Annotated in this window: 5 protein-coding genes; 1 reads left to right on the top strand and 4 read right to left on the bottom strand. The window is 58.8% G+C overall.

Features of this window, described 5'->3' with window-relative positions:
* Positions 1-6 precede the first annotated feature (6 nt).
* Complete coding sequence (locus tag H598_RS0120835) at positions 7-1,815, top strand: hypothetical protein (protein WP_028114735.1); 1,809 nt, start codon at positions 7-9, stop codon at positions 1,813-1,815.
* Between the two features lie 48 nt (positions 1,816-1,863).
* Here the strand turns inward: H598_RS0120835 and H598_RS0120830 are convergent, their stop codons facing one another.
* From H598_RS0120830 to H598_RS0120810, 4 genes are all read right to left on the bottom strand, one after another.
* The gene (locus H598_RS0120830) at positions 1,864-2,844 is read right to left on the bottom strand and encodes a Solitary outer membrane autotransporter beta-barrel domain (protein WP_281171333.1); all 981 of its coding nucleotides are present in this window, start codon (positions 2,842-2,844) and stop codon (positions 1,864-1,866) included.
* A 441-nt stretch (positions 2,845-3,285) separates the two neighbouring features.
* The gene (locus H598_RS25160; protein WP_035416377.1) at positions 3,286-3,882 is read right to left on the bottom strand and encodes an aspartyl/asparaginyl beta-hydroxylase domain-containing protein; all 597 of its coding nucleotides are present in this window, start codon (positions 3,880-3,882) and stop codon (positions 3,286-3,288) included.
* Entirely contained in the window at positions 3,848-4,882 is a 1,035-nt protein-coding gene (locus H598_RS25155; protein ID WP_051252921.1) for a methyltransferase domain-containing protein, read from the bottom strand. The genes H598_RS25160 and H598_RS25155 overlap by 35 nt, the downstream gene beginning before the upstream one ends.
* A 6-nt stretch (positions 4,883-4,888) precedes the next feature.
* Entirely contained in the window at positions 4,889-13,666 is an 8,778-nt protein-coding gene (locus H598_RS0120810; RefSeq protein WP_028114733.1) for an Ig-like domain-containing protein, read from the bottom strand.
* Positions 13,667-13,728 lie beyond the last annotated feature (62 nt).

Below are 13,728 nucleotides of genomic sequence, written 5' to 3'. Positions count from 1 at the left end.
TCAAGCATGACTCAGCAGCATCAGCAAATAAAATTTGAAGTCAATCAGGTCACTAAGGCCTTGTCAGGGGCCTCTCCGTTGCAGGCCAGTCGGGTTCTGATTGATATGGAGTTGTATGAACAGCAGGATTCGCTGGCGGTATTGAATGACATCTATCAGGAGTTTGAGTCCAAAAGTAACCTGATGGAGGAGCTGGTAACGCCGCTGGCGCTGAGCGTTCTTGATGGAGTCATCAGCCACAAGGATCTCAAGCTGAATCGCACCGGAGTCAGTGCCAGCCGGGTTTGGCAGGAGATTCAGGGCTTTGACTATGGCGATAACATCCATGTTGTTGATACCGCTGTCAGTAAGAAGCAGCAACTGGAGGCGATGCGTCAGCCCCGTGAATACAGCAAGGAGGTGCGCAAGACCATGTCGAAGCGTAAGCACCTTGAACAGAACAAGGACCGCCATTTCAAGGGTAACACTCAGGCTTACAGTTCCATTGAGTACAACGAGGATGGCAGCCGCATTACGGTCTACCGGAAGCAGGCGGTGGCTGAGAACAAGGGCCATAAGTGGAAAGCCTCCGATACGGACCATGTGATTCCGGTAAAGCAGATCAATGACTACTATGCCAACAATGCGTTGCTGACCGAGAGTGATCTGATGGCCATCACCGATGGCGATCATAACTTTATTGAGATTTCCAACAGCTTTAATCGGGCCAAAGGGGCCAAGAATTTCTCTGATATGCAGCAACAGAAGCAATCCCTTGAGTCTAAACAGGCTCGCGGAGAGAAGCTCAGCAGGGAGGAGAAGACGCAGTTGAAGAAACTCTCTCGGCACAGCGATAAGAGCATTGAAGAGGGGGTTCAGAAACAGAAGGAGTCTGAGCAGGCGATCTTGAATAAGGCGCGGGAAAAGGCGCTGCACAATGTCAAAGAGCAGAAGTGGCAAGTGGCGAAGAAGGCGGGCGGTCAGGCTGCGGAGCAGACCGGATACCAGGCGCTTGGTCATGCCATCATCCTGTTCATCAAGCCGCTGCTGTTTGAAGTGACCGATGCCATTCAGAATGGATTTAGCGAAGGTGTGGGAAAGGCGTCTACTCTGGACGGGCTGAAGTTTCGTTTTACTCGGGTTATGGCCTATCTGAAGCGACAAGTGCTGCCAATGCTGCTTCAGGGCGCCAAAGATTTCCTGCAGAATTTTGCCAAAGTGATGATCGAGGCGGTGGCCGATCTGGTTACTGGCATGTTCAAGAGCGTCATGAAGGTGATCTCCGAAGGGTTCTCGGCCCTGATCGGGGCCGCCAAAATTCTGAGTAGCAGCCGCGAGCAGATGAGCCGGGCGCAGAAGGCCGATGCCATTGTGAAGCTGTTTGCTGCAACGGCGGTGACCTTTGCGGTGTTTACCTTTGAAAACACCCTGCTCAAAGGGCCGCTGGCGGCAATGCCAGACTTCGTCAAAGAGATCGCCCTGACGACCTTGAGTGGCGTCGCGTCGACCATCGTGGTTTACCTGCTCGATAAGGCCGACATCTTCTCAACCAAAATGGAATTGCGTTCCAAACGGGTCGCCGAAGTGTTCGAATACCGGGTCGAGCAGATTAAGATCAACACCGATGCCTTCAGCGCCGAGAGCGTTCGTAAATTGGCCGAGGATAAACTGCGCTTTAAGGCCATTGATGAGCAGATGCAACAGGCCATCGACGCCGATAAGGACGTGAATCCGGCAGTGTATGCCCTGGCGGATCAGTTCAAGATTGACTTGCAGATTAAATCCACCGACGATTTTCTCCATCTGCTTGAGAGCAGCGACGCCCTGGTGGTGTGATCGGCGGACGATGGTGATTGCGGCCGGCCCCTGTGGCCGGCTTTTTTGTCAGTCGACGTTGTATACCAGGATCAGGCTGGCCCCTTTGAGGGCGCTGCCGTAATTCAGCAGCAGGCCGATGCCGATGTTGTCCAGCAGTGGCAGGCGGTTTTCGGTATTCAACAACCACTCGGCGCTGAATTCGTAGTAATGATGGGTATCGAAGGGACGCACGCTGTCGCCACCAATGTCGATGCGATTGAGGCTGAGTCGATAATCCTGATGGGTCATCAAGGCGGGAAAAGGGCGGCGCATGGAGACGCCGTTGAGCCAACGCCAGGACTCAGGGTCGGCCTGCAATGCCGGGCGGTCCACATCAAAACTCTTTCCCCATAGGTAGTTGAAGCTGGTTTTGTAATGCCAGTAGGAGCGGCCTCGTTCAAATCGGTAGTCCAGGCTGACTTCAGGTTGAAGCATCCAGGCATTGACCGACATATTGGTCAAGGAGCCATCCAGCTCGGGCTGCAATTGCTTACTCTTTGAGTTGCGGAAGGTGAAATCGTTGTCATAGCGCATCAGGTGGCTGCCAACTCCCAGCTGAAAGCGCCAGCGTGAACTCAAGGGGTAGCTGAGCCCGGGTTGAATGAACAGCGAGTAGATGCGGTCGTCATTCAGATCCAGAGTGGGGTCGTCCAGGATAAACAACGACAGCTCTTGTTTGCTGCGGACATAGCTCAGGCGGGCTTTCACTCCCCACTGCCAGTTCTGCCACCGTCCCAGGTTCCAGGTCCAGGGTAGGGTATAGACCTCCAGTTCGTTGCGCAGTGCCACCGAGTTGCCATCGCCGAAATCCGGATTGTCGATGGGCAGGTATTCATTGGGATCAAAATTCAGAAAGCCCAATCTAAGCGCATCGGAATCGGTCAGCAGGGCGGTGGTGGCAAATACTTCGTTTAACTGCTGACGAGCGGCAGCCTCGAGGCCTGGCAGCGGTGCCGCCTGAGCCATGCTTGTGCAAAGTAAGCCTATGTAAAAAAGTCGAAATCCCAAAGATTACATCCTGTAAGTAGGGCAGCAATCTTTACTATAGCGGCAATGATGGAGTTTGAGTATCGGGCAGGAAACAGGGCCGTCCCTGGCCCAGGGGAATTAGCTGATGCCGGCCAGCAACGCCAGGATGAAGGCCGGGCAAAAAGCGGCGAAGGCCACGGCGATCCAGTCGACCATCTGCTGGGTGTTTTTGTTTGACATACATGCTCCCTGAGCAAAGAAACGGATCCCGGCGCCGTCTTCGATGAGCGGAACGCTGGGTGCAGCGATTCGAACAGCTAAGCCATTAATTTTCTGAGTGCAATTGCCAAATAAGAATTGCTTAACAGTCTGCGTAAATCTGGTTTGCATCATAACTGGTTGTGGCCAGATAGTGGATTCGGTTATCCGTTGGTTATGACTCGGGGCTGCGACCTTTGCGAATACTGGATTGGATTTAGGTTATTGATGTTGGTGTTGAATTAGCGGCGCAGTTTCTATGAGTTGCCTGAGGGGGCCGGTAACCTGGCAGTCCATTACCAGGCTGGTGCGTGGCCGCTGGCCGCAATGGCAGACCTCATGCGGCAGATCGGCATTGATGTACCAAAGCTCACCAGCCGCCATCGGCACGGTCTGACCATCGACAATGAATCTAAGATCTTCCGGCATCTCCAGGCACAGATGCAGCCTGGCTTGTTGATGCTCCAGCCCAAGCCCGTGATCCCGGTGAGGCAGAATGTGTGCGCCAGGGTCCAGGCGCAGCAAACGCGCCGCCCCTACCGGAGCCACAAACTCTGACAACCACCTCGATAATGAGGGTAATCGTTCTAGAACTGGCAGATCCACCCAGTCGCTGACGCCCTCCAATTGGTGCAGTTGCAAAATCGGATGGCTATGCAAAGTGTGGCGGCCACACCGAAGTGCCAGCCCCTGCCACCTGCCGCGATAGTCCTGATGATTGACGTGATCCTGCCATAGTTTGGAGCCGGCCACAGTGGCGATTTCCGCCTGAAACAGCTCGGGATCAAGCCTGTGAAGACGGGCTGAGACGATGGTCATGGAGTGGTTCTCCCTGGCACTGAAACTCAAACCGCGGATCGCTGCCCCAGCGGTACTCAAACTGAATCTGGTCGAGACGTCGCCATTGATTCAGGGCATGATAGCGGGTCAGATTCAGGCTGCACTGGTTATTGGTCAGCCAGGTGTCCCGGTATACCTGAATGTCGGTGGCCAGAGCCAGTTGCAGCGGCGGCTGACGGGTGGGGATCGCCAGCTGACCATGAATGCGGGGTGCCGTCGATGCGGCCAGTTGTTGTGCCGAGTGGCGATTGAGTTGAAAGAACACGCCCAGTGGCAACCACTGCTCGGTGGGGGCATCGGTTCGGCTATGCACCAGGTGGGCACTGAGATCCACCGATTGTGGGATCAAGGTGCCATCGGGGTGCAACCATCGGATCAGGTTACGAATGATGCTGATCTGCGGTTCTTGCTCGAACAGCGCCTTCATGGTTTCAGACACAATCAGGTCATAACGGCTATCGGCGGCTGGCGTCCACTCCAGAGCATCGGCGTGTACGATCTCGTCGATAAAGTCGGTCAACTCGAGAGCGGTCAGCAGCTGGGTCAGGCGGTCGAGGGAGTCGGCATGAATGTCGAGAAACGTCACTTGCACCTGTCGTGGTTGCAACAGCAGTAGCAGCGGCACCACCAGGCTGCCCAGCGGACCGGTACCGGCATACAGTAACTTCAGAGGTCGCTCGGGCTGGCCGAGATCCCTGATAGCCCGGTGAATGCCGCGTTGAAACTGTTGTACTCGCATAAACTCCGCCGAACACTGGGCCGCCACCTGGGGAGAACAGGCGCGTCCCTGAGCGGTGGTGGTGTGGGCGTTGTCGAGAAAAGTCTCGGGGAACAGTGGCAACTCAAGCAAGTCGCACATGAGCGTCAGGTAGGCGTCCTGCCAGGCCTTGATTTCACCGGGATGCTGTTCAGAGGCGGTTTCCAACTGTTGCATCAGGGCTCGGGCCTGATGATGCACCTGTTTGATGGTGTGTTTCATTGGCGTTTAAAATACCCAGTTTAGACGAACAAAGCCGTTATCGATGTCGCTGTTGTCCAGCTCAAAGTGTTGCCAGCCGGCCGCCAGAGACCAGTTTGGATTCAGTTGCCAGGACAGGTTCAGGTCGCTGAACCAATCGGTGCCGCTGTCGCTGCTGCTCAGGGTTTGCAAAGCTGAGACGCTGTCCATGTCACTGTCCCAGAACCAGGCACCACCCCCGAGGTTAATGGCCCAGTCCGGGGTGAACGACCAGCGGTAGTGCAGGCCGAGATTAACCCCGGAGGCCGAGGTCGGGCCGAGTGTGGCCAGTTGCTGTTGCGTCGACTCCGGATCCAGCGTGGTTCCTCGGTAGCTCAGGCGGTATTCACCGAGATCCTGAAAGCCGACTCGCACCTGCCATTGCGGCAGGAACCGGTAGCCTAACTCCGCTCCCCAGCTCCAGGTGTCGGTGTCCTGGCTCAATGAGGCGACCTGAACCCCGGCAGCCTCCAGAGCGGCCGTTATGCTCTGTGTGTCGCTGTCGGTGTGACTGTAGCCACTTTGCAGGTGCAGCGACCACTGGGCCTGGGCGGTGCTGGCGATGGCGGTGGTGCTCAGCAATGCCAGCAGGGCCCGTCGGCGTCGCAGCAGCATCAGCAGGCTCAGCAGGACTCCGCCCGACAAGCTCAGGGCTCCGCCGCTGCTGGTCTGAGTAACAACGATGGGCTCATGGGCATCGACGGTGACGATGAGCGTCGCTTCCGCCTCTGAGCCAAGGGCATCCTGGATGCGATAGGTCACGCGGTCTTCTCCTTGATAGCCGGGCTGTGGCTGATACCACAGGGTGTGATCGGGGGTGATGGAGACTTGCCCGTGCTCGGCCTCGGCCCAGATCAGGGCCAGGCTGTCGTTGTTCGGATCCTGGTCGTTGGCGAGCACGTCGACGGTGATGGCAGTGCGATCGTCGGTGCTGGCGTAGTCGGTGATGGCCAGTGGTGCATCGTTGGCCACCACGGTCACCACGATCTGGGCGGTGGCGGTTTCGCCCATGCCATCGCTGACGCTGTATCCGATGCGATCTTCACCGAGGAAATCGGCGGGTGGCTGATAGGTCAGCGTGCCATCCGGGTGCAGGGTTAGTTGACCGTGGGTGGCCTGGGCTGCCATTACGACCAGGGTGTCACCATCGGGATCGCTGTCGTTGGCCAGAGGGGTCAGCAACAGGCGGGTGTTGGCGATCATGGTCTGAGCGTCATCGGTCAACTGGGGGGCGAGGTTGCTACTCTGGGGCACCGCCACGCCGCCGGGATCGCTGATGCGATGATTGGCCACTCCGTCGGCATCGTTGGGGCCGCCATCGGTCAGGGTCAGTTGTACACACCAGCTGCCTTCATTGAGGCCCGGTTGCCACAGGGCGCTGCCCGGTGGTGGGCAGTAACCCGGTTCTCCCTGAGCCGAGTGAACCTGGTTGTTCTGATCTTCGACAAAGTCATACCATCCCTGAGATTCACGGTACTTGCGATACACGGCGTTGGCCGGAATGGCTTCGCGCTGAGGCAGCACTAATCGGTAGGCCTGGCCCAGTTGCGGCAGGCCAACGGCGATAAAGTCAAAGGTGCCGCCGTGGAGACGGTGCTGGTCATCAGCGGGAAGAGGATCCTGCTCATCCAACCAGGCACTGTTACGAATGCCGCCTAACGCCATATCGCCGCTACGCAGGCAGATCCCGGCTTCTCCTTCAAACAGGTATTGGGCTTGCTGTTGTACCTGTTCCGGTTGCAGGTTGCAGTCGTCCAGCGCATCCAGGTAGTTGGCAATGCCGTCGTTGTCATCGTCGCCATAGCCTTCCAGGTTATCCGGCAGCAGATCGCCGTCGCTGTCCTCTTCGCCCAGATTGGCCAGGGTCTCAACCACGGTCAGAGTCAGGCTCTGTTCTACGGTCCATTCGCCGTCGCTGGCGCTGGCTTCGATGCGGTAACTGCCTGGAGCCAACATCGCAGGATCGAAGCTCAGGGTGTGGTCCTGATAGTCCGTATCCACCAACTCGGGGTAGTCGTGGTGCCAGTCCAGAGTCAGGCTGTCGCCCGGGTTGGGGTCGCTGGCTTGAGCCATCAGTTGCACCTCGCCCTGGTCTTGGGCCAGTACAATGCGCATCTCCGAAGACTGTTGAGCAGACAGAGTCAGGGCTGGCGGCAGGTTGGCTTCGGTAATGACAACCTGATGCTGATGGCGGCTGCCGGCATTGATGTTATCGCCAAAGCCGATGAGGATGGTTTCATCCCCCTCCGCCAGACCATCGTCCAGTAGGGTTAGCTCTATGCTGGTATGGCGGCCACTGTCAATCTGCACCTCGCTGGCACTGATCAGGTAGTCCTCACCCTCCACTGCCGTGCCGGACAGGGTTAACGCCAGGGTGACCGGGTAACTGACGGCGTCGCCATTGAGCGAGATGCCGACGGGGATGGTGCTGCCTTCGACCGCCAGCTGATCCTTGTGGAAATTGACCATTGGGTGCACCTTCACCACCTGGCTGGCACTGGCCTGTTGACCGGCGCTGTCGGTGGTTTCCCAATACACCTGGTGCAGGCCGGGTTGGAACAGGGTGTGGCCCCGAATCAGGCTGACGGCCAGGGGCGTCCCGGCACTGTCCAGCGCGGTGGCAACGCCAAGATCCACCCGGGTAAACAGGGCATCCGCCTGGACCTCCACCGGCTCAGGCAGGGTCAGTATCGGCAACCCGGCATTATCGGTGTCGCCAATAGAAACCTGAACCGAGGCTTCTACCGGCTCACCCTGGCCGTCGCTGAGCAGGTACTGGAGAGCCACTTTGCCGCTGAATCCATTGTCCAGATTCAGCACCAGTGCGTCGCCGTCGATGTGAGCATTGCCCAATGTGGTGCTGGTTTGCAGCAGCGTCAGAGTATCGTTGTCCACATCCGAGTCGTTCTCCATCACCGCCAGGCGATACTGGCCATCGTCGCGGTAATCCAGTTCGAAGTCGTCGTCCACTGCGACCGGCAGATCGTTCACCGGCAGCACTTGGATGCGTACCGTAAAGGGACTGGAGTCCTGCTTACCGTCGCTGGCGACCATGGTAAAGCTGATGTCACCATGGAAGTCGGTTTCCGGTTCATAGTGCCATTGCTGGCCCAGCAGGCTTGCCAGGCCCTGTGTCGGTGCCGATACCAATCGGAAGCTAAGGGCATCGCCGTCATCATCCTGGCCAACCAGAGGCAGTAATAGCGACTGGTCCTCCTGAGTGGTCAGGCTCAGATCGGCGGATACCGGCTGGTCGTTGGTATTGACCACTTCAATGGAGAAGGGCGGCAGGCTGTCACTGGCACCACTGGCATCGGTCACGCCGATGACGATGTCGCTGTAGAGGCCCACATGACTGTTGTCTGGTGTGCCACTGAGTGTGCCGTTGGCGCTGTTAAAGCTGGCCCAACTCGGCAGGCCGCTGATGCTGAACAGGTGACTGTCCCCGGCATCGGTATCGATCAGTTGGGGCTGGAACTGGTACAGGCTGTCTTCATCAACACTGGTGGCCGGGGTACCACTCAGCAGTGGTGCGGCATTGTACTGCTTGAGAACGGTGTCCTGAGCATCAGCGCCCTGGTTACCGACATCGTCGGTCAGTGTCAGAGACAGGGTCAGGGTGCCTTCGGCCAGTGTGGAGACGTCCAGGTTACTGATGGTCTGCTCGGCAGCACTTAGAGTACCGCTGTCACTGATGGTCTGGGCGCCGTCGTCGCTGATCTGGAATTGATAGCTGAAGCCGGCCTGGCCGCCGCTGATGATGAAGCTCATGGAGGTTTCGTTATCCGCGTCGATTCGATTCTGCACTATGTCGACGCTGTAGTCGGCTGGGGCCTGAGTGTCGACAGTAAGAATCTGTTCCAGTGCGATGACCTGGCTGTTGCCCGCTTTATCCACCGGTGTCAGCTCGGCGTCGTACACGCCGTCGCCCAGGCTTTGGCCGATGGCATCGTCCTGCCAGCGGCCTGAGTCGAGGCTGTCGGCATTAAAGGGACCGAATTGCTGGCCGTCTTGATCAGTCAGGGTATAGCTGAGGCTGGCAATGCCACCTAAATCCGTGTAGTCACCGCCGATCATCGGCATGGCCGTGGCGGTGTTGCCCGTATCCAGTGTGGCGGTCGGGGCGATGTCATCGTGAGTCAGGGACACCAGTCCCACCTGGGCAGAGCGGTTGTCGGCGTCGTCTTTGGCCTGTACGACGTAATCAGACACCTGGTTATCGGCCAGGGTCAGGTCGAACTGCCAAAGATTGCCGCTTACCGTAGTGGTGGCAATGGCGGTGTCGTTGTCGGCCACACCATTGTTGTCACTGTCTGCCAGTAGTATCAGAGTAATGCCGTTTTCGCTGTGGCTGCCCTGAAGGGCGACCTGAGGCGTCGCGGTGTACAGATCTTCCAGCGGTGACAGCACCAGCGGCGACTCAGGCAGGGTGGAATCTTCCTGGTAGTTGCCAATGGCTCGGTCGGTGCTATTACCGGCAGCATCACTGCTGCGCAGCACGAAGTAGTGATCTGCGTTTTGATTCAGCGCCACATCCAGGCTCCAGTGGCCGCCATTGACGGTATCCGAGGCCAGTGGGGTGCTGTTGTCGGCGATGCCGTCGCCATTGGCGTCCGCCAACAGTGCGATGGTGATGGCCTCTTCGCTGTAGCCGGTTTGCGACAGGGTGAGGCTGTCGCTGTTGAGTACCTGGGCCGCCTGTTCCGGGGTCGCCGCTGCCGGCGTCTGTGTGTCCACCAGCAGGTTGGGTTCGGTCTGGGCAGTAAAGCTCAACACCGCGTCGTTGTCGTTGCCATCTCGGGCGAAATCGCCGTTGGTCTGAATGGCCGTGACCGTGACGCCATCGTTGTCGTTGTCGCCCGCCTGGACGGTGTAGCTGAATTGCAGTGTGCTGCTGTTATGGCCACTGACATACGCAGCCTGACGGTTGTCGCTGCCGATGGTCAGGCTGGCAGTGATGTTGCTGCCGGTCAGGACTACCACATCATCAAAGCTGGCGGTCAGGGTAATGACCCCGCCGGCCTTAAACTGGCCTTGGTTCAGCACCAGAGACTGGATCACCGGTCCAACGGCGTCTTTGGCCACGGTATCTACTGCGGCGGTTCCGGCATTGCCTAAGGCGTCGGTGAGCGTTACCGACAGGGTCAGAGTACCGTCACTGAGGCCGGAGACATCGATGCCGGTGATCTGATCGCTGGTTCCTGTCAGGGTACCGGAACCGGTGACCACCGCGGAGCCACCGCTGCTGCTGAGGCTGTATTGATAGTGGGTTGTTGCTTCGCCGCCACTGAAGGTAAAGCTCAGGGCGCCGACGTTGGCGGCGTTGATCTGGGCCTGATCGATGTTGACGCTGTAGCCGGAAGGGGCCTGAGTGTCTTTATCGGCGGTGTGGTTGACCGTTGTGGCGGCGTTGCCGGCGGCGTCGCTCAGGGTCGCCGATGCAGTGAGGGTGCCATCGGTCAATGTGGTCAGATCAAAGGGGCCCAGTGCCTCGGTACCACTGGCTAGGGTCGCGTTGCCGCTAATGGGGGTACCGCCGCCGCTGGAGGCGATGCTGTAGGCCGCAAGGCTGCCGATTTCGGCGCCGCTAAAGCGGATCTGGACCGACTGGGCATTGCTGCCGTTAACGGTTGTGGGGTCAAAGACGATGCTGTGGCCACTGGGGGCCTCGGTGTCCACCTCAATGGTTAGCGGAGTACTGACGGCGGACTGATTGCCGACGGCGTCAGTCTGATAGGCTTTGAGGTTGTGGCTGCCCTGGGTCAGGGGGCCCAAGGCCGTGCTCCATCCGCCGCCGCTGACACTGGTGGTCGCTGTGGCTTCTCCGCCGTCGAGGCTGTCGTTACCGTTGCTGTCAACAAACAGGGTCAGGGTGGCTCCGGTCTCGCCGCTGCCTGCGATGGTGACCGTGGTTTGCTTGGTCAGGTTGTCGCTGTCGCTGCTGCCACTGTCGAAGGCGGTCGCCAGATCCAGTCCGGTGGGGGCCAGGGGAATCTCGGTATCTTTGGTGGCGGTGTCTGTGGCGGTGGTCGCAGCATTGCCGGCCGCATCGGTGACCACGGTGGATAGGGTCAGCGTGCCGTCGCCCAGCGAGGAGAGATCCAGGGGTCCAATGCTGTCGGTGGCTGACGCCAGGGTGCCCGATCCGGTCAGTGGCGTGCCGCCGCCGTCAGAGCCGATGGTGTAGCTGAATTCGGCACCGGTTTCGGCGGCGGCGAAGGTCAGGGTGATGGCGCCTTTATTGGCGGCAATGACCGGGTTTTGGCTGAAACTCAGGCTGTGGCCGCTGGGGGCGGTGGCATCCACCTCCACCGATAGCGGGGCGCTGATGGCTGAGTCGTTGCCTGCGGCGTCGGTTTGGTAGGCCTTAATGGCGTGGGTAGTTTCGGTCAGCGTGCCCAGGGAGGCGGTCCAGGTGCTGGCGCTGACGGTGGTTGAGGTGGTGATTTCGCCGCCATCGAGCAGGTCATTGTCGTTGCTGTCGGCAAACAGGGTCAAGGTGGCGCCGGTTTCGCCATTGCCGCTGATGGACAGGGTGGTCAGTTTGGTCAGGTTGTCGCTGTCACTACTGCCACTGTCAAAGGCGGCACCCAGATCCAGGCCGGTGGGCGCTGCCGGCGCGATGCCATCGTAGCTGACGCGGTTGTCGGTGCTGGTGGCCGCCTTATTGCTGGCTCCGCCGGCATCGGTGGCGACTCCGGCGGGCAGTGAGACCAGCAGATCGCCGTTGCCACTGCTGATGGTAACGGTGGCCTGATAGCTGCTGCCAGAGCCGCTCAGGCCGGTGACGCTAGCACTGACGTCGCCACTGACACTGATGTCCGAGGTCGTCAGACCGGATACGCTTTCGCTGAAGATCAGATCAAACACCACCGCCGAGACGTTGGTGGGGTCTGCTTGTGATGCTCCCTGGTTAATGGTGACAGTCGGCTGGGCGTTGGTGCTCAGGGTCAGGGTGTAATTGCCCGATGAGTCGTCACTGCCGTCATTGACGGTGAAGGTCAGGCTGTCACTGCTGGTGCCTGAGGGCATAAACGTGAGCAGATTACTGTCCAGAGTGGCCTTGGAGATGCTGCTGCCGTTGGAGACAAGGGTTTCGGCGCCATTGTGGCTGCCGTTGCCGTCGCTGTCGAGCCACAAGGTGCCGCTGGCCGGGATCTGGCTGATGGTAACGTGGTCCAAACCGCTCCCTTCAGGGTCGCTGTACCCAAACTCCGAGGTGGCAATGGCTGTGGCGGCGCCTTCATTAACATTTAGGCTGTTGTTGGCGGCGGTGGGCAGATCGTTGACCTGGCTGACGGTCACCGTGAGATCCTGGTTGGCACTGGTGCCAGCATCGCCATCGTTGACGGTGATGCGCACGTTGCGCGCCCCTGGGGTGGGCATCAGCGTATCGCTGTTGGCGTAGGTGAGGGCTCGCAACAGGGATTGAATACGCGCCACAGTGGCATTGGCATTGAAGTTCACCACAAAGTCGTTGCCGGCGGTGATGTTGTTGCCCAAGGTTCCAATAATGGTGGCGGATACCGTGACGCTGCTGCCGGCGGTCGTCCCTCCCAAGGTCACGCTACCTGTGTCTACCGACAGGGTGTCTTCCCCGGCGTCTTCGCCGGAGGTGATGGTGACCGTCAGGTTACCGCCATTAAAGTCCGCCGAGTCCACGTCTGACAGGGTTACGGCGGTGCCTTGATCCAGCACCACTTTGCCGTCGTCCTCCTGGTAGCTGAGGCTGTCGCCATTCAGGTTCGACAACGCGGGGACATCGTTGCTGGCGGCAACGGTAACGGTAATGTCGTTGTTGCTGCTGCTACCGTCGCCGTCGTTGACGGTCAGCCTCAGGTTGCGGGCGCCGGTGGTGGGGTTGTCGGTGTCGCTGTTCTCATAGCTCAATGCCCTCACCAAAGTCTGGGTTCGGGCGGCTGTGGCATTGGCGCTAAAATTGATCACCAGATCGTTGCCGGCGGCGATGTTATTGCCCAGTGTACCGACCACGGTGCCGCCGACGGAAACATTGCTGCCGGCGGTGGTGCCGGCCAGGCTGATGCTGCCGGAAGTGTCGATGGACAACCGATCTTCGGCGGCGTCTTCGCCGCTGGTGATGGTCAGGGTCAGGTTACCACCGCTGAAGTCGGCGCTGTCGGCATCGGTGACCGTGGCGGCGGTGCCCTGGTCGATGATCTGGGCGCCGTCCCCTTCGGTGTAGGTGAAGCTGTCGCCATGAAGATTGCCAATGACCGGCGCGGCGGCGGGCAAAATTGCTGGCTCTACGTCAATGGTGTCGAGGTTAATATTGAAATAGTTGGCAAGGTGGTCGTCATTTTCGATACGAATCTCGTCGACATTGTCAAAAAAGGCGGTAGTGACAGTGAACGTGACAAAGGTGCCGTAACCTATGCTTTCTATATCAAAAGGTTCGCTGCCGATCAGGCTGCCATCTCGATAGCCGTCAATTCGGAAGATTAGTGCGCCCTGATACCCCTGCAGATCAAATGAGATGAGCTGAAACTCGCTGCCGTCGGTGGTTTTGAAGATGACGTTGTTGTTGTTGTAACCGTTTCGGTCGCTACCGATGGCGTCAGTACCGGCGTCCAGCGCGAGGAAATAGCCATCGACGTTCTGATCGAAGGTGAAGTCACCATGAACATAGGGTTGCCCCAGATTTCCTGCGCCAGAGATGCCATCAAAATTCTCATCGTTGGCCGCCGTCAGAGAGGCGGAAAATGCAATGCCGAACATCAGGCTGCTAAGCCGGGAAAACCTGTCCATGGTGTGATCCTGTATTGGGTCAAACTGCGGGGCAACTCCCTGGCCCCGCATTCGATGCTGTG

The organism is Ferrimonas kyonanensis DSM 18153 (genome assembly GCF_000425405.1).
Classification (GTDB): Bacteria; Pseudomonadota; Gammaproteobacteria; order Enterobacterales; family Shewanellaceae; genus Ferrimonas; species Ferrimonas kyonanensis.
Note: the sequence above shows the minus strand (reverse complement) of the source record. Positions and strands in the feature narration are given on the sequence as shown.